Source organism: Methylobacterium sp. Leaf123 (assembly GCF_001423405.1).
Classification (GTDB): Bacteria; Pseudomonadota; Alphaproteobacteria; order Rhizobiales; family Beijerinckiaceae; genus Methylobacterium.
In genome coordinates this window covers 118,726-136,787 of sequence record NZ_LMNS01000010.1, presented here as the reverse complement: position 1 = coordinate 136,787, position 18,062 = coordinate 118,726, and the positions used below count along the sequence as shown (strand labels likewise).

Genomic DNA, 18,062 nt, shown 5'->3' with positions numbered 1-18,062 from the left:
CCCGGAGGCGACCCTCGCCTCGGCCCAGGCCTTCCTCTACGCCGCCGCCGTCATGATCCTCGTCCGAAGGCTCGGGCGAGCATCATGACTTATCGGACGGACTCTAAGCATTCCGTTGCCGTTTTTCCCTGAACCGGGCCGGCCGATATACGACCTGGGGCATGCAGACTGATCCAATCACACGCGCAAAGCGCAAAATGGCGGGGCGCTGGTCACAGGACCGGTCCCATGCCATGTGCAGGCCGGTGACCGATCATCCTGAACCTCTCTCACCCCTAGCGCTTGCGAGCCTGGGCTGGCTCGCCTTCTTCGAGGAGCAGCGTGAACCGCACGAGACGGATCTCGCTCCCATGCGGATCGCCACGGTGCACCGCTCACGCCTGACCGCCCTGTCGGTGACGGGATCGGTCAAGCTGGAACTTCCGGTTCATACCAACACCGGCGATTTCGCCGTGGGCGATTGGGTGCTGGTTCAGCCCCAGACCCGGATGCTCCACCGCCGTCTGGACCGTCGATCGGTGCTGGAGCGACGCGTCGAGGGCAGCAAAGCCATGCAGCCCGCCGCAGCCAATGTCGATACGCTGTTCATCGTCACCTCCTGCAATGCCGATTTCAATCAGGCCCGACTGGAGCGCTATCTGGCGCTGGCCAACCAGGGCGGCACGAATCCGCTGATCTTGCTCACCAAAGCCGACATGGCGGACGATGCTGGCGCCTACCGCGACCAAGCCGCCGCGTTGCAGCGCGGGCTCGAGGTCATCACCGTCAATCCCCGCCTTCCAGGGGCGGCCAGCACCTTGGCTCCGTGGTGCGGAGTGGGACAGACCGTGGCGCTGGTCGGCTCGTCCGGCGTCGGCAAATCGACGCTGGTGAATACCCTGGCCGGTCCGGGGCAGGCGCTTCCCCAGGAGACCGGAGGCATTCGCGAGCACGATGCCAAGGGGCGCCACACCACGACGTCGCGTTCCCTGCACGCCATTGCGGGGGGCGGCTGGGTGATCGATACGCCGGGGATGCGAACGCTGCATGTCAGCGGCGCTGCGGACGGGATCGCAACCCTGTTCGCCGAGATCACCGAACTCGCGCCCTCCTGCCGGTTCCGCGACTGCACCCATGCGCACGAACCCGGCTGCGCCGTGCAGGCCGCCGTCGCCGACGGCAGGGTCGATCCGGAGCGGCTGATACGGTGGCGAAAGCTTCTCACCGAAAACAGCGACAACACGCCGACGCCTACGGGACCGCGCGGCCGGCGGAGCGCGGGCGGATAGAACTTTTGCTGCCTTGATGAGGCCTTGGACGATCGTGCCGCCGCGTGGTCGGCTGCATGCGTTTCGGCCTCTCGTGCGCGTCCACGCGAAGCCCAAGATCATCAGGATCGAAGGGTCGAGCTGGGTGGCCATTCGGATCTGAGCCAACGAGGCGAAGCGCCGGCGGTCGAGCCGTTTGCATTCAAGGCGCGCGACAAAGCCCTCGGTCATGGCGTTGTCGTAGCCCGAGCCGACAGGTCGCGGGGATTAGCCCGCCGGGCAGCCTGAGCACGGTCGGTCGGCAAAACCTTGCAGATCAGCCTCATTCTCAGGCTCTCGAAGGATGCCCACTTCGACGGCACCATGCTCGTCACTGAAGGCGGACAGGCCCGCGCAGGTCTCACGGCCCGTTTGCGGACAGCGTCACCACGAAGACCGCGCCCCCCTCCGCCGCGGACTCAAAGCGCACCGTGGCGCCCATGCGGTCGGCCAGCGTGGCGACGATGAACAGCCCCATCCCCGTGCTCGGCGCCCCTTCGGATCGCATCCCGGCAGCCTGATGAAATTTCTTGAACAAGAGATCCTGTCCCGCCGGATCGATGCCCGGTCCGCGATCCTGAACCCTGATCTCGACCTGCCGGCCCTCCTGTAAGGCGCCGATCGTCAGGATGCCGCCCGTCGGGCTGTAGCGAACGGCGTTGCTGAGCAGATTGTCGAGAATCTGCGCCAGGGCGCCCGCATCCAGCGTGGCGATCAAAGGGTGATCCGGCAGATCCACCTCGATCCGCACGTCGGCGGATTGGGCGAGCGGTTTGGTCCGGCCTGCGGCGGCCAGCACATGCCCGCGCACATCCTCATGGGTGAGGCGCGTGAGCGGCCGGTGTTCAGCCGCGTGCGCATCGAGCAGCCGGGTCGCGAGAGCGAGCATCGCGTCGATGCTCGCCTTCGCCTGCCGCAAGACCGCGAGCGGCAATTCGGGCTCCCGCGGCGCGCGCCGGACGGCCAGATCGAACAGGTTGCGCAGGCCGTAGAGCGGACTGCGCAGGTCATGCGCGGTGATCGCCATCAGGGTGTCGAGTTCGCTGTTCCGCTCCATCAGCCGATCGTTCTGGAGGCGGATGGTTCGCTTCTGCTCGTAATCGCTGCGCCGTCCGGAATGGATCAGTGCCGCGGCCACGACGGCGATCACCGAGACGATGGCGGCATTGACGATGGCGATGACCTGCTCGGCGGGAAACGTCGCCGTGGCGAGCACGATCCAGCAATAGGTCAGCAGTAGCGGGACCAAGGTCAGCGCAAAGGCGACGGGCGGCAGCACGAACAGCAAGGTCAGCGACAGGAGCATCATGGGATACCCGCTGGTCAGCCGCCCCTTGGCGCCCATGGCGGCGATCCCCCATTGAGTATCGACCAGGGCCAGAACCAGAAAGATCGCGACGAAGCCGCACCGGAGCCATGGCCCACCGCGCCGCCGCAGCACCTGCGAGGCGAGGAGGAAGGCGAGCGCCAGCACCATCTCGACGACGTTCAGAAGGGTCCTCAGGCCGGTAGCGAACTCGATCGACTTGGTGAACAGCCCCAGCATGCAGGCGATCTCGACCCGCCGGATGTTGACGAGGGCCAGAACCTCTCCGAACGTCATGCCCGCCTGTTCGGCAGGGGAGACATCCCAGCGCGCCAGCCAGCCCTTCATGACGGATCGAAGCGCCCCGCCACGTGATCCGCCGCATAGCGTTCGAGCATCCTCACGCTATCCAATCCAAGCTTGATCTTCAGGCGCTCCCGGTAGGTGCCGACCGTCTTCACGCTCAATCCCAGTTCCTTTGCCAATGATTGCAGCGTCGCGCCGCTGCCGATCAGGCGTAGAACCTGAAGTTCGCGGCCGGACAGGTCGCCGATCTCCGACCGGCGGTCGCGTCGGCGTGCGAGATCGCCGATCAGCAATTGTTGCACCGGCTCGCTCACATGGATGGCGCCCGCCACCACCCGTTCGAGGGCCACGGCGACGGTTTCGAGCGGCTCGGATTTGGCGACATAGCCATGCGCGCCGGCATAGATCACATGCGGCCCCCAGACCGTCTCGTCGCGACTGGAATAGACGATGATCCGGGCCGCCGGCAGCATGGCACGCAGATCCTCGATCAGCGCGATGCCGTCACCTTCCCCCATGATGAGATCGGTGACGATGACGTCGGGCTGCAGCCGTTCGGCCTCGATGCAGGCCGTCCGCGCCGATCGCGCTTCCCCACTCACGTCGAAGCGCTCGTCGCCCTGGAGCAACAGCTTCAAGCCCGCCAGCACGATCGGGTGATCATCGACGATCAGCACGCGAAACAAGGACATGTCTCCCCCGAGCGAACCGGCGACCACGTGGTCGGAATGCGCTCTAGGGGTTTATTCCTCGTCATTGCCGCCCCTGTCAGTCAGCGACCTACAGGGGATCGGCGACATGCGATCATGACCGGTCCTGGATGTCCCGCAAGCTCATGCGTTCCGCGCCGGCGGCCAAGGTTCGAGAATTGTCAGCCCCTGCCGATCGCACGCGCCCGATTACGCTCCTCGACAGAGCCGCCGGGTTGCGTTGAAGCGCTCAATACCCACCACATGCGGTTGTCGGAAGCACGGGCTCTGCAACCTGGACAGTGACGTCACGGCCTGATGAGCATGTCCCGACATCAAAGGTCTTCCGTTTCGCGCCCACCGACTCACCTTTTGTGCCTGCGGCCAACAATCGAAGCACGGAAAAGGCCAGCCAAAGCGGAAATTCTTGCAGCTCATTAGCTTTCGGTAAACGAAACAGGCCTCGAACACGATAATTTCGAGTTCGATAGGCATCTATTGTGCTTAATACGGCATGAAGATCGAGAGCTTTTATTCGAAACAGGTGCAAAAATCGAATTTTTGTAGGTCGATGACCTACAAGGCAGCCACGTCGGCGATGTAGTTGAGGAGGGTGCCGACTGGAACTTTTCGACGATGTACAAACAGGGTGAGATCGAAAGCCCGAATGCAGCCGATCCTTCAGGCATTCCGCAGGAGTCCGCCCACTCGGTAAAAGTCGGGGCGACGAAAGCCGTTGCGACGAAGCTCACCGTACGGCCCGGGATGGAGACGCGCTTTGCAGCATGGCAGGCCGAATTCACGCGGGTCGTTTCGGCCGCCCATGGCTTTGTCAGCCTCGAAATCATCCCCGCCTTCTCCGGCTCGGCCGAATGGCAGATCATCCAGAGGTTTCGCTCACCCGAAGCGCTGACCCGATGGCTCGAGGATGGAGCGCGAACAACCCTCCTGGCCGACCTCGCCGCCCTGGAGGGGGATGGCAAGGGATCCCATGCCGATGAGGCTGCGCCGGATTATCATTCCACGACCACCGTCACGGAGGTCATCACGACCGTCGTGAGGGCGGGGCAAGAGGAGGCGTTCCGGCGCTGGGCCCAACGCATCCAGCAAGTCCAAGCCTGCTTTTCCGGATATATGGGCACGCTCGTCCAGGCGCCCCTGTCGCCGGAAGTGCCCTACTGGACCACGCTGGTTCGCTTCGAAAGCCCGGCCTTCCTCGATGCTTGGCTGCAATCGGCGGAGAGAAAGGCCATCCTGGCCGAAGCCGCGCCTCAGGTTTCGACCTGGCGGAGCCACCGGATGAGCAACCCCTTCGCCGGGTGGTTCGCCAATGAGCAGCGTCTCGCTCCGCCCCCGGCCTGGAAGCAGACCTGCCTCGTTCTGCTCGTCCTGTTTCCCGTCGTCATGCTGGAAATCCGCTTCCTCAGCCCGCTTCTGAGCGGATTGCCGCTGGCCGTTTCCACTTTCATCGGCAACGCGATCAGCGTCTCGCTCGTCTCGTGGCCTTTGATGGCGGTCGCGATCTTCGGCTTGGGCTGGTGGCTGAAGCCGGACGCACAGAAGCGCTGGCGCACGGAAGCACTCGGCGTGACGGCTCTGGCAGCCCTCTACGCGCTCGAGCTGATTGTATTCTCTCACCTGATGTGATCGCCCATCACCCCTCATGGCAGCAAAAGCTGCTCATGCTGATCAAGAAAGACTGAAAATGGCTCACGACCACACCGATTTCATGGCACGGGCCATTGCCCTGTCCGAAAAGACCTCACTGGTCGAGAGTGCCGGCGGCGTCTTCGGCTGCGTGATCGTTCAGGACGGTGAGATCATCGCCGAGGGGGCAAACCGGGTCGTCGCGGAGAACGATCCGACATGGCACGGCGAGATCGAGGCCATCCGCAAGGCCTGCAAGTCTCAGGGCACGTTCAAGCTCCGCGACGCGACGCTCTATACCAGCGCAGAACCCTGCCCGATGTGCATGGCCGCAGCGTACTGGGCCGGCATCAAGCGGGTTTATTACGCCGCTCAGGTCGAAGACGCGCTGGAATACGGCGGCTTCGATGACAGCATGATCTACGCCGAACTCAAGAAGGATGTCGGCGAGCGCTCCATTCCGACGACGCAGATCATGCGTACGGAAGCCGTCGAAGTCTGGAAAAAATACGCCCAGAAGGCAGACCGGGTTCCTTACTGAACGCACGGCTCGAACCTCTCATCCTCCGCAAAATCTCCGCCCGGATGGCTCTCATCCGGGCGGCATCCTTCTTTGAACGGCGTGGCGCGATGAACATCGATGGCCTGAGGAAAGCCTGCAAAGGCGAGGTCTTCACCGCAGATGACGCGCCGTTCCTCGAAGCGATTCACGGGAATCTCTGGAACAGGCTGATCCCGGAGCGCGCGCCACAGGCCGTGGTGAAGGCTGTCGATGAGGATGACGTCGTCGCGGCCGTGCGGTTCGCCCGCGAAAGCGGCTTGAAGGTCGCGGTACGGGGCGGCGGCCACAATTGGTGCCAGCCCTCCTTACGTCACGGCGGTCTTCTGATCGACCTTTCGAACTTCACGAAGATCATCTCCGTCGATGTCGAGAAACGCCGGGCGGTCATACAGCCGATCGTCAGCAACCGTGACATCCAGAGGGCGCTCAATCCCCTCGGATTGGCCTTCCCGACCGGTCATTGCCCGCAAGTCAAAGCCAGCGGCTATCTTCTCGGCGGCGGCATGGCCTGGAATCCCACGGTCTGGGGATCCGGGGCAGAGAGCGTCGAGGCGATCGAACTCGTCACCGCTCAGGGCGAGTTGATCACGGCGAGCGCGACCGAGAACACGGATTTCTTCTGGGCGGCGCGCGGTGCGGGTTACGGCTTCTTCGGCATCGTGACGAAGTATTATCTCAAGCTTCATCCATTGCCCAAAGCCATGCATGGCAGCACCTATTACTACCGACTGGCGGAGGCTCCGGCGATCGGAGCCTGGCTCGGCACGCTGGCCCCGTCCCTCTCGCCTGCGATCGAGTTGAGCCTGTTCATCGTCCAGGCGCCGCCCGAACTGAGCGGACAAGCCGCCGCCGAGAAAGGCTGGCTTTGCATGGTGACGGCAACCGTGTTCGAGGACACGCCGGACGCGGCGAAGACCGCGCTGCAGGCGCTGGAGCAATCCCCGATCTCCCCCCTATCGTCGTCCTTCGCGACGCCGGTCACGTTCGAGCAGCTCTTCGATGCTTCGGGATCCTTCTGGCCGGAAGGTGCCCGCTCGCACGTGGAAGCGACCTATTCCGATCGGAGCCCAGGCGAATTGGTGCAGTCCGTTCTGGAACTGCTGCCCAAGGCGCCGTCCGCGACATCCGTCGTCTTGTTCACCATCTTCTGCGGCCCCGATGTCCCGGCCGCGCAGAAAGACATGGCCTATTCCGTTTCCGCCAAGGTCTATGGCGGCCCATGGAGCATGTGGTGGAAGGCGGAAGATGATGCGGCCAACACCGACTGGCATCGCCAAATCACGACGCGACTGCGCCCGTATAATACCGGTTACTATATCAGCGAGACAAATACGGTTGAGCGGCCAGCGAGTGTTCCCCAGGCCTTCACGCCTGAAAAATGGAAACGCCTTTGTGCCCTGAGAGACAAGCACGATCCGGATCGGCTGTTTTTCGGCTATGATGATGGATTTGCGGATTAGCCGAAATATAAGTAAATCATTTTCGAAATGTATTGCAGCTTATTATATCATTGCAAACTTCGGACTGTTTATTTTTCAATAAAGATGGCTATGTAAATATCCGTCGAAGTCAATACATATTTCCGATTTCAGCACAAACAACCCTGCGGCCCTTCGAAACATCGCAAGTGTTCAAAACCATCTCCATCCGATGGCGAGGGCTTTTGACGGACTTTTGAAAGATCAAGATGTCGACGGTCGCGCGCCATGGATGCCTGCCTGCCTTGACGATACTTTTCGTCTTGGCAGGCGCCGGATGGCTGGCCAGCACCGCTCCCGCGGCAAGCCGGGAGGAGTTCGACCTGCGCGGCCCCAACGCGGCGGGTCATGCCTCCGCCAAGAAGCCCGGCCCTGTGCGATGGGCCCCGAGCCATCCGACCGTGCCGGACGTCGCGGTTCCCTTCACGGCCTCGGAGGCTTCGGGAACGCCCGCGCCCTGGCTGATCACCTATGCGGATACGGCGGTCAGCTACCGCTTTCAGGGCCCCTCAGCAGAGCCCGGCATCGGCGTGAGACGCCCCGATGGAACGCCGGAAGGACGGCTGGAGCCCCGCAACGTACCGAAGAACGTCATCAATTTTTTCCATGCGAATACATGGACCTACGGCGCGAACGTCTTATCCCTCGACATCCTCAGCTCCGGATCACAGGACCCCGCCGGCGACAAGCGCGGCAATTTCGAGGGCGTGGGCGCCACCGAAGTCTACCTTATCTACCGAGGCGTCTTGGACGCGAACAGTCTGTTCAACACCGACGCCTTCGCCCTTCCAGGCCTCGTCAGGAGCATCGGGCTTTCGTTCGGGGCTGACGCCAACGCCAAAAATACAAAGTTCGACCCTGAAAAGCGCGCAGGAACTTTTGGCCTCAACTTCGCCTTCGATGTGCCCGCTGGCTTCGTCAACCTGAAGGTCCAAGGATACAAGGAGTTCTCGCGTAACGGCTTCGCCCTTGGGCGTTTCCGCAGTGTCGAATACCTGATGACACCGGAATTCGAACTGACCTACTCCCTCCCTCTCACGTTTACGGGCCTGCCTCTTTCGGTTTCCGGCCTCAACACCCTCGTCCTGCCAAAGGGCCGGTATGGTCTCACAAACGAGAACGAGACACAGGTTGAGTTCGTGTCCCAGACCAACTTGGTTTTGGATTTTGGCCAGATCACGGGGAATGCGCCCAACCAAATCAGCGCGTTCGTCGGCCTCCAATTCTGGCACAACAAATTCGGCGCCGATCCCAGGCGGACCGTCAATACTCAAGAGAAGGCCTTGCTTGCGGGCATGACTTATCATCTGAGATAAATTCGGTCGGATTTTTGCTGTGAGCTGACCGGATGGCTTTGAACCGGGCCGCCCGAGAGTCTGGTTGAGCTTTTATTTCGCGCTGAGTTGTTGAGGGCCTTGGCGGCCATGCGGCAGGCGACGTAGGCGAAGCGTCCTGCGCGCTCGCGCAGCAGGCCGCTCCGGTGGCTGAGCCAGCCGAAGGTGCGCTCCCCAAGCCAGCGTCGCCCCAGAACGACGAAGCCCTTCTGGTCAGGCGGCTTCTCGACGACGCGATGGCGGATAGCGGGGAGCTCCCCGGCAGTGCTTGGCGGTGAAAGCGTCGTCGAGGCGGGCCAGACGCCGGCTCGGCCACCGCACCTTGCCGGCGTCGAGCGCCGGCAAGGTGTCGCGATCCGGCCCATTGGCCGGAACGGCGGCCAGCGCGAGGACATGGCCTTCGGCATCCACCAGCGCCAAGCGCCTGACGCCGTCACGCTTTTTGGCACCACCATAGCCACGCGGCCGGCGCCACCGGATGCCGTCCCTGTACTCAGTTGGTCTTCGGGTCGGTGACGGTGAAGGCGAGCGTTGCGCCGTAGCTGTCCGCATCGGCCAGCGTGGGCGTCTGCGAGGGGGTCACGCGGTGGGCCACGGCGAGCACCTGCGGGCCGGCGCTGCGCAGCGAGACCACTGCGACGCCCTGCGCATCCGTTGAGGCGCGGGCCTGATCCGCCTCGCTCTTGAAGTTCACGCCGTCGGTGGCGACCACGCTGGCGCCGTCGAGCGGACGGCCCTCGAACAGCACCCGCACCCGGATCTGGCCCGANATCCGCCTCGCTCTTGAAGTTCACGCCGTCGGTGGCGACCACGCTGGCGCCGTCGAGCGGACGGCCCTCGAACAGCACCCGCACCCGGATCTGGCCCGAGGCCGCGGCGGGATCCTCCAGCGGGACGATCTCCAGCGGCTGGCCGACGATTCTGTCCCACGGGGCCGTCGGGCCGGAGACGGCCTTGGCGAACTTCACCGACCACAGGCTCTTGTCGGCCTGCGGAAGCATCCGCTTGCTGGCGTTGCGATAGTCCCCGTCGGGCAGGCGCACCCAGTAGCCGTTGTCGTAGGATGCCGCGACCAGCGCATCGCCAGCATGGGCGGCCTTGAGCACCGGCGCCGCGCCCGGCTCCACCTTGGCGGTCAGAGCGACCGTGCGAGACGGCTCGTAGGCGGTCAGGCTCATCAGCTTGGACGCGGTCGGAAGCTCCGGCTCATGGGGATGCCCGTATAGGATCTGAACGCCGCCGCCGACCGGATTGAGCCAGAGGTCGTGGGCCGAAGCCGGTGCGGTCAAGGCGAGGAACGCGGCGAGGAAGGCGGTGTGTCTCATCTTGGAGAGGTTTCCCGTTGCGGAATTTTTTGGTCGATGCCGGCAGGCCGCGGCGGACCGGTGACGATCGCGGCAGCCGCGGCCGACGGCGAGACCGTGGCCTGCGGGTTCGGCGTCGGACCCAAGGCGGTCGGCGCCGGCGTCCTGGAACCGTTCAGCGCGATGACCCGGATCTCCAACGATTCCACTGCGGCCGGATGGATGGCGTCGCCTGCAAGAGGTGTTCGCCCCGATAGGCACCGGCCGATGCGAGCCGATGCGTCAGGAGCGGCGATGTCGTGTGAACCGGGGCTGAGAGCCTCGGACCGACACGGGATCGCGGCGGCTCAGTATGCACAAGCTGCGCCATTTTACACCCACGCACCGCCCCGGTGCGGCTCCCGGATCGCTCGGCGGCGCCTCCGGGTGGCTCGGTTCGTTCTCGGGCCCAAACCGCGCGTCGCTCGCCCTCAGGCGGCAGCCTCGTCGCGCGGTTCCTGCATCGAGGCGAGGGGGGCTTCCAGGCGGCAGACGAGGCCGGTCGGCGCGTAGGTGAGCTTGACCTCTCCGCCGACCTCGGCGGCGAAGCTGCGCTCGATCAGGCGCGAGCCGAAGCCGCGGCGCGAGGGCTGGCCCAGAATGGGCGGACCACCCTGCTCGGACCATGTCAGGCAGAACCGGGGCGCCCCGCCCTCATGCACCACGTGCCAGCGCAGTTCGACGCATCCCGCCTCGTTGGAGAGGGCGCCGTACTTGGTCGCGTTGGTGGCAAGCTCGTGCAGGGCCAGCGCCAGCGAGAGCGCCGCCTTGGCGCCGAGCAGCACGCCCGGCCCGCTCGCGCGGATGCATGCCGTGGCGGCGCCGCGATGGACCGCCAGAGCACCCTCCACGACCTCGGCGATGGGCGCCTCGGTCCAGCTCGACCGGGTCAGGATGTCGTGCGCGCGGCCGAGCGAGATCAGGCGCGCGGCGAAGGCCTCGCGGGCCGCATCCAGATCCGGGGCGTTGCGGAAGGTCTGGCTGGCGATCGCCTGAACGAGGGTGAGCGTGTTCTTCACCCGGTGCTGCAACTCGCCCGTGAGCAGGCGCTGGTGCTCCTCGGCCCGCTTGCGCGCGCTGATATCGAGCATCGCCCCGATCATCCGCACCGCGGCGCCTTGCGCGTCGCGGATGACGTAGCCCCGGTCGAGGATATCGGCATAGGTGCCGTCCGCGCGCAGGAAGCGGTACTCGTCGCTCCAGGCGGTGCCCGTCCCGTCGATGAGCGCGTGGATGGAGGCGTCGATCCGCCCCCGGTCATCGGGATGGATCCGGGCGATCCACCAATCGCCGGTCGGATCGACCGCCTCCGGCGGATAGCCGTGAGCGACGGTGAGGGCCTCGTTCCAGAGGACTTGGTTCGTCGCGAGGTTCCAGTCCCAGATCGCATCGTTGGTGGCGCGCGCCGCGAGGCGGTAACGCTCCTCGGTCTCCCGCAGGGTCTGCTCGGCCCTTCGGCTCTGCGTGACGTCGCGCACGGTGCCGATGAAGCGCACGGTGCGGCCGCCGGCGACGAAGGCCTGTCCCTTGGCGGCGACCCAGCGCTCGATGCCGTCCTCCAGCCCGACGGTCCGATAGGCGATGTCGTAGGTGCCGCCGCCGGCCGGATCGAGCGCGGCCTTGACCGCACGATCGACCCAGGCCCGGTCGTTCGGATGCAGGCCCGCGAGAAACACGTCGTAGCCGACCGGCGCCTCCGGTCCGAGGCCGAACAGCGTGCGGGTGCGCGCGTCCCATTCCAGCCGGTCCGTGACGAGGTCGTAGTCGAAGATGCCGGTGCCGGTCGCCTCGACGGCGAGATGTAACTGCTCGCGCGTCCGGTGCAGATCCTCGTCGGCCTGCCGACGGTCGTGGATGTCGCTGTTGCTGCCGAGCCAGCCGACCACCGCGCCGCTCGCGTCCCGGCGCGGCTCGGCACGGATCAGGAACCAGCGGTAGGTGCCGTCGCGCCCCCGCAGGCGCGCCTCGGTGTCGTAGACGGTCTCGCGGGTGCGGGCTGTCTCCCAGGCCTCGAGCAAGCCGTCCAGGTCGTCCGGGTGGATCGCCGCGCCCCAGCCGAGGGGTAGCGCCTGCTCCGGGGTCTGGCCGGTATAGGCGTACCAGCGATCGTTGAGGTAGCTGAGGCTGCCATCCGGATTTCCGAACCAGATGATGGCCGGTGCCAGTTCGGTGAGCGCCGCGAAGCGCTCCTCGGCCACCTTGCGCTCGTGGATGTCGAGGGTGGTGCCGATCCAGCTCCTGAGGTGGCCCGCCGCATCGCGCACGGGCCGCGCCCGCGACAAGAACCAGCGGTACTGCCCGTCGGCACGGCGAAGGGGAAACTCGACCTCGTAGCCCCCGCTGCTTCGTGCCGCGGCGAGCCACGCGTCGCGAATGCGCGCGCGGTGATCGGGATGGATCACACCCATCCAGCTCGCCTCGCCGGTCTCGCCGGGGGGCAGCCCCGTGTAATCGTACCAGTAGGCGTTGCAGTAGGTGATGCGGCCGTCCTCGTCGCCGAACCAGACGACCTGCGGGCTGACCTCGACGAGGGAGCGGTAGCGCAACTCGCTCGCCTGCAGCGCCGCCTCCGAGGCGCGCTGCCCAGTGCGGTCGCGCAGGATCTTGAGGAATCCGATGAGCCCGCCGCCCTCGGCCGTCAGCGGCATCATCTCGCCCGAGGCCCAGAAGCGGGTTCCGTCCTTGCGCATATGCCAGCGCTCGTCCGGGGCGCTGCCGGCCGCCGCGGCCAGGCGCTTCTCGACATCGGGCCGCCCACCCGCCCGATCCTCCGGCGTGAAGAACGCATCGACCGTCCGGCCCAGCATCTCGGCCTCGGTCCAGCCGAGAATGCGCTCGGCGCCAGTGTTCCAGCGGGTGACGCGGCCCTGGGGGTCCATGGCCACGATCGCGTAGTCGGTGGCGCTGTCGAGGATGCGCTCGTGCAGCAGGCGCTGCTCCGCCTGCTCCCGCAGCGAGAGGCGCAGTTCCATCTGCGCCATGGCTTGGCGGGCAAGCCGCATCAGGCCGCGGCGCTGCCGCTCCGAGAGTTCGCGCGGGCGGGTGTCGAGGACGCAGACGGTCCCGATCGGCTGCCCCTGGTCGGTCCTCAGCAGGGCACCGGCGTAGAAGCGCAGGCCGGGATCGCCGCAGACGAGCGGGTTGCCGTCGAAGCGCGGATCGCGCGCGGTATCCGGCACGTAGAGGAAGTCGTCGTGCAGGATGGCTTGCCGGCAGAAGGAGGTTTCGAGCGGCGTCTCGCGCACGCCGAGGCCGACCTCCGCCTTGAAGAACTGCCGCCCGTCGCCGACGAGGTTCACCACCGCGATCGGCGCCTCGCACAGTTCGGCCGCGGCCTCCGCGATCTCGTCGAAATCCTGCTCGCGCGGGGTGTCGAGCAACCGATAGCGGTCCAAGGCGCGAAGGCGCGCAGCCTCTTGCTCGCTCATCGGGGCGGGGTTCATTGTTCGGACAGGCTTGGGCTCGACGCAGTGTTCCACCATGGCGGTCCGGCGGAGGCGAAAGTGAGGCCGGGCCTCGTTTCAGCCGGAAGACGGCGCCTCGCCCCTCGATTGTATCGTGAGGCCGCCTTCACGCCCATCCCGACCTCGCCGCCGGCGGCCGGAGGCGGCGGCTGTGTCCGCTCGGTGCGAGCGCCGCGATCAAGAACCGTCGGCGGTGGCAGATCCCCCGGGAGGCGGCGCGCCGCCGACACCCGAGGCCGGAGCGCCCGTGGATGGTTCTGCCGAGGCGCCCGCGCTTCCGGGCATCGACACCTGAGGCTCCGACAGGGCCGCCTGCAGGCGGCTCTCCTGCTCCGGCGAGAGCGAGGAGCGGATGACGCGCCCCCGGAACCGCGACATCTCCGCGAGCACCTTCTCCGGCTGTGCCTTGCGCACGAGGATGAACAGCGCCGAGGTGTTCGGCTGCAGCGTCTCGCCGACGGAGCGGATGAAGTCATCGTTGATGCCGTAATCCGCAAGCTTACCCGACAGGGCGCCCGCGCCCAGTCCGAGGGCGGCTCCCGTCGCGAGGCCGAGCAGCGGGTTGAGGAAGAGGAGGCCGACCAGCGAGCCCCACATCGCGCCCCAGATCCCGCCGGAGGCTGCCCCGGCGCCGACCAGATCGACGCTCTGCTTGAGCCGCAGCTTGCCGTCCGGGCTCCGGATGGCGACGACCGCATCTTCCAGATCGATCAGATATTCGGTCTGCAGGCGGGCCAATTCGTTCAGAGCGCGGTCCGCCTCCTGCGGATCCTCGAAGCCGATCACCACGAGTTCTGCCATCCATTCCTCCTCGATGAAGACGTCTTGGCGGGAATTCCCGAGGGCAGCCGGCCCGGCCCATCCCCTCGCTGTGCCTGAACCGTCCCGCAACGCATTGATGCCGCGCCGGCGGACGAATTACTGAACGAGAGAAAGCTTTGCCGCTCAACGCTCTCGGCACAGACTTTTGCTGGGACGCCTACTGCACAACCCCCTCAGGAAGCCGTCGCTTACTGCACATTCGGCGATAACACAGGGAATGCACGGCCCGATTGCGGCACATCAATGCCGACGCACCGGTTTCATGCCCAAACAGGCCGGCTTTCGAGGCGCAAAACCGCTTTTGCAGCCGGATACGGCTCTAGCCGGAAACCCTGTTTCAATCCTGCGCAGGGCGAGCCTTCATCCGGCCCGCCACCTGCGATCACCCGCCTGACTGTCTCTCGCGAAACGCCCGCTGCGCCGCCGCGCCCAGAGAGGAGACGATCGGTGATCGCGCGTTTCGTGAGGCCCTCTGATCCGTCACGCCGGCTCTTTGACGCCGGCCGTCCTCTCGGGAGACGCGCAATGGCCGGAGCCAATCCAGGCAAAGAAGATCACGACTTCATCGTCGAAACCGATGCATCGGCCGCCTATTGGCACAACCACCCGGCCAACACGCTTCCGCCCCCCGACATGATGGGCGCCTACATGCGCAACCGCCCGGTGCCGGGGCCGCGGGTGGAGGGGCGCAAGGCCTGGATCATCGGCGGCGGCATCGCCGGGCTGGCCGCCGCCTTCTACATGATCCGCGACGGCGGCATGAACGGCCAGGACATCACGATCCTCGACGCGTTGAACGTCGAAGGCGGCTCGCTCGACGGGGCCGGCAACCCGGAGGACGGCTACATCATCCGCGGCGGTCGCGAGATGAACTGGAACTACGACAACCTCTGGGACATGTTCCAAGATGTTCAGGCGCTCGAACTTCCGGAAGGCTACAGCGTCCTCGACGAGTACCGCCTCGTCAACGATCACGACCCCAATTATTCCAAAGCCCGCCTCATGCATGAGCAGGGGCAGATCCGGGATTTCTCGAATTTCGGCCTTACGAAATCCCAGCAATGGGAGCTGATCCGCCTCCTCCTCAAGCGCAAGGAGGATCTCGACGACATCACGATCGAGCAATATTTCAGCCCGGAATTTCTGGAAACCAATTTCTGGTTCTTCTGGCGATCGATGTTCGCCTTTGAGAACTGGCAGAGCCTGCTCGAGATGAAGCTCTACATGCACCGCTTCCTCGACGCGATCGACGGGCTGGCGGATATGTCGGCGCTCGTCTTCCCGAAATACAACCAATACGACAGTTTCGTCCGGCCGCTGGTCAACCACCTCATGGCGCGCGGCGTGAACGTGCGGTTCGGCGTGCGGGCCTACGATCTTGCCATGAGCGTCGATGGCGAGGCCCGCACCGTCACGGGCATCCACGTCAAAGCGAATGGCAAGGAAGACCTCATTCCCGTCGAGAACCGGGACGTGGTCTTTGCTCTGACGGGCTCGATGACCGAGGGTACGGCCTATGGCGACATGGATCGGGCACCGGTCCTCGAACGCGGTCGACACGATCCGGGCCAGAACAGCGACTGGGCTCTTTGGAAGAATCTGGCCGAGACATCACCGGTCTTCGGCAAGCCCGCGAAGTTCTACGGCGACATCGACAAGTCGATGTGGGAATCGGTGACGCTGACCTGCAAACCCTCACCCCTCGTCGAGCGCCTGAGGGAGCTGGCGGTCAACGATCCCTATTCGGGCAAGACGGTGACGGGTGGCATCATCACCTTCACGGACTCGAATTGGGTTCTGAGCGTCACCTGCAACCGCCAGCCGCATTTCCCGGAACAGCCCAAAGACGTGCTGGTGCTCTGGGCCTATGCGCTCCTGATGGACAAGGACGGGAACCATGTCCGGAAGCCGATGCCCGCCTGCACCGGCCGGGAGATTTTGAGCGAACTTTGCTATCATCTCGGCATCGCCGACCAATGCGACGCCGTCGCGGCCAACACCAAGGTGCGGCTGGCGCTGATGCCCTACATCACGGCGATGTTCATGCCCCGCGCGGCGGGCGACCGGCCGCATGTCGTGCCGAAGGGCTGCACCAATCTGGGCCTGATGGGCCAGTTCGTCGAAACCTCGAACGACATTATCTTCACGATGGACAGTTCGATCCGCACCGCGCGGGTGGCCGTCTATACCTTGCTCGGCCTGCACAAGCAGGTGCCGGATATCAGCCCGGTCCAATACGATATCCGCAACCTCCTCAAAGCGGCGCGCGCCTTGAACAACAATCTACCCTTCCCCGGCGAACGTCTGCTGCACCGATTGCTGGGCAAGACCTATTACGCCCATATCCTGCCGCCCCTGCCAGCCTTAGAGGGTCCGAGCCGCGAAGCGGCCCAGTTGGACCTGCGACATCTGCTGGGCAGACGGCGCCACGCCCTGAGCGCGATCGGCGCGTCTTTCGAACACATTCGAGACTATCTCAAATCGCAGAAATGAGGGTCGCGCTCGGGCTTCCAACTCGGCGTCACATCACCGGCGGGGTCGGTTCAGCCCTGTCGTGCCGCCCCGCCCTCGGCCTCGACCGGTCGCCTGCCTCCTGAGCATCCGGCCCAAAGTCCGCTCCGGTTTTACCCCCGCCCGACCATGATCTCGCCCCAGAATCGCCGAGTGCGACGACGCACTTGGTTAACGAGACATTGACCGGCCGAGGGATGCGCTTTGCAGAGCGTATGCGCCGGCCGGGCGGTCCAGGACCGGGGCGGAGGCCGCCCCGGACGGTAATTCGGGCGGCGCATGGCACATCCTCTCCTCTCGTGGGCTCTCCCTTCGGCCGCCTATCTCAGCGCGGCACTGATCCTGGCCTCCTCCGCTCCGTTTGGACGGATTGATCTGCCACCGCTTCAAACGGCGGCGGTTCCCTTTGCGGCCGACCCGGTGGACTCCCTCGAAGAGACGGTGGCCGCGATCGCGGACCAAGCGCCGGAGGCCGTAGCGGAGCCGCAAACGGACGCTTTGGCCGAATCCCTGGCCGAGTGGATGCCCCAGGCCTTGGCCGCCCCCGCCGAGGCGCGCTTCGGGACGGCTTCCCTGTTCTGGCTTCCGGATGCGGCACCGGCGACGGCCCTGGCGCAGGTCGTGCCGCTGCCCGTGCGCCGCCCGGCCGAGCTGACGCGCCTCGGGGCGGCGGACGCCCTGCGCCGGGCCGAGCGGATGGTCGCGCGCCGGTCCACGGTCGCCGTGGCGCCGGCCCAGGTCGAGGACACCCGCACCTTCTTCGAGAAGCTGCTCGGCGTCGAAAAGCCTGCCACGCCGGCTCCCGCCCTCGCCTATGCGGCCCTGGAGAACGGTGCCGCCGAGTCGGCCGCCCGCCGCGCCCTGACCACGCCCCTGCCCGCCGCGCCGTCCATCGGCGAAGGCGGAACCGCGGTCTACGATATTAGCGCCCAGAGCGTGGTCCTGCCGAGCGGCGAACGGCTGGAGGCGCATTCCGGGCTTGGCGAGAGCATGGACGATCCGCGCTACGTCCATCTCAAGATGCGCGGGGCTACCCCGCCGGGCACTTATGACCTGACCGAGCGCGAGGCGCCGTTCCATGGCGTGCGGGCCCTGCGCCTCACACCGGTCGGCGGCAGCGAGGCGATCCACGGCCGCGTCGGCCTGCTCACCCACACCTACCTGCTCGGACCCAACGGCGCCTCGAACGGCTGCATCTCGTTCAAGAATTACGACCGGTTCCTGCAGGCCTATCTGCGCGGCGAAATCCGCCGCGTGGTGGTCGTTCCGGGTCGCGGCCGCGACGCGAATCCTCTGGTTGCATCGCGCTGAAGG

At 65.6% G+C, this 18,062-nt stretch carries 13 protein-coding genes and 2 pseudogenes; 8 read left to right on the top strand and 7 right to left on the bottom strand.

The features are described from left to right. Together ASF53_RS25650 and rsgA are read left to right on the top strand one after the other, a co-directional pair. Window positions 1-88 (top strand): annotated as a pseudogene (locus ASF53_RS25650) (IS5/IS1182 family transposase); the annotation flags it as partial. A 145-nt stretch (window positions 89-233) separates the two neighbouring features. Continuing rightward, window positions 234-1,268 carry a ribosome small subunit-dependent GTPase A gene (rsgA, locus tag ASF53_RS09555; RefSeq protein WP_056197351.1) on the top strand — a complete coding sequence of 345 codons (1,035 nt, stop codon included), beginning with the start codon at window positions 234-236 and terminating at the stop codon, window positions 1,266-1,268. A 379-nt stretch (window positions 1,269-1,647) separates the two neighbouring features. On the opposite strand, the gene ASF53_RS09550 is transcribed toward rsgA, so the two are convergent. Next, the gene (locus ASF53_RS09550) at window positions 1,648-2,940 is read right to left on the bottom strand and encodes a sensor histidine kinase (RefSeq protein ID WP_056197350.1); all 1,293 of its coding nucleotides are present in this window, start codon (window positions 2,938-2,940) and stop codon (window positions 1,648-1,650) included. Continuing rightward, window positions 2,937-3,590 carry a response regulator transcription factor gene (locus ASF53_RS09545; protein WP_056197348.1) on the bottom strand — a complete coding sequence of 218 codons (654 nt, stop codon included), beginning with the start codon at window positions 3,588-3,590 and terminating at the stop codon, window positions 2,937-2,939. Before ASF53_RS09545 ends, ASF53_RS09550 begins: the two co-directional genes overlap by 4 nt. A gap of 633 nt (window positions 3,591-4,223) precedes the next feature. Between ASF53_RS09545 and ASF53_RS09540 the strand changes: the two genes are divergently transcribed. From ASF53_RS09540 to ASF53_RS09525, 4 genes are all read left to right on the top strand, one after another. Next, a complete protein-coding gene (locus ASF53_RS09540) occupies window positions 4,224-5,234 on the top strand; it encodes an antibiotic biosynthesis monooxygenase (RefSeq protein ID WP_056197346.1) in 1,011 nt (336 codons plus the stop codon). A gap of 58 nt (window positions 5,235-5,292) precedes the next feature. Beyond that, window positions 5,293-5,775: a nucleoside deaminase gene (locus tag ASF53_RS09535; protein ID WP_056197343.1), complete on the top strand. Its 483-nt coding sequence runs from the start codon at window positions 5,293-5,295 to the stop codon at window positions 5,773-5,775. 44 nt (window positions 5,776-5,819) lie between these two features. Beyond that, complete coding sequence (locus ASF53_RS09530) at window positions 5,820-7,256, top strand: FAD-binding oxidoreductase (RefSeq protein ID WP_286134278.1); 1,437 nt, start codon at window positions 5,820-5,822, stop codon at window positions 7,254-7,256. Window positions 7,257-7,483: 227 nt separating this feature from the next. Further along, window positions 7,484-8,590, top strand: coding sequence for a hypothetical protein (locus tag ASF53_RS09525; RefSeq protein WP_056197342.1), 1,107 nt, complete (start codon window positions 7,484-7,486; stop codon window positions 8,588-8,590). Between the two features lie 231 nt (window positions 8,591-8,821). Here ASF53_RS09525 and ASF53_RS26995 read toward each other — a convergent pair whose 3' ends face one another. From ASF53_RS26995 to ASF53_RS09505, 5 genes and pseudogenes are all read right to left on the bottom strand, one after another. After that, entirely contained in the window at window positions 8,822-9,160 is a 339-nt protein-coding gene (locus ASF53_RS26995) for a transposase (protein WP_353652174.1), read from the bottom strand. After that, window positions 9,102-9,377, bottom strand: a pseudogene (locus ASF53_RS25645) (DUF4198 domain-containing protein); the annotation flags it as partial. The pseudogene ASF53_RS25645 and the gene ASF53_RS26995, both read right to left, overlap by 59 nt. Window position 9,378: 1 nt before the next feature. Then, window positions 9,379-9,933, bottom strand: a 555-nt coding sequence (locus ASF53_RS09515) for a DUF4198 domain-containing protein (protein ID WP_156635470.1), incomplete at its 3' end; no start/stop codon positions are given. Window positions 9,934-10,382: 449 nt separating this feature from the next. After that, window positions 10,383-13,379, bottom strand: a complete 2,997-nt coding sequence (locus ASF53_RS09510; protein WP_200943199.1) for a PAS domain-containing protein — start codon at window positions 13,377-13,379, stop codon at window positions 10,383-10,385. 213 nt (window positions 13,380-13,592) lie between these two features. Then, window positions 13,593-14,216, bottom strand: coding sequence for a DUF1269 domain-containing protein (locus ASF53_RS09505; RefSeq protein WP_056197336.1), 624 nt, complete (start codon window positions 14,214-14,216; stop codon window positions 13,593-13,595). Window positions 14,217-14,762: 546 nt separating this feature from the next. Here ASF53_RS09505 and ASF53_RS09500 point away from each other — a divergent pair. Beyond that, complete coding sequence (locus ASF53_RS09500; RefSeq protein ID WP_056197334.1) at window positions 14,763-16,730, top strand: oleate hydratase; 1,968 nt, start codon at window positions 14,763-14,765, stop codon at window positions 16,728-16,730. A gap of 297 nt (window positions 16,731-17,027) precedes the next feature. Beyond that, entirely contained in the window at window positions 17,028-18,059 is a 1,032-nt protein-coding gene (locus tag ASF53_RS09495) for a tlde1 domain-containing protein (RefSeq protein ID WP_056197331.1), read from the top strand. Window positions 18,060-18,062 lie beyond the last annotated feature (3 nt).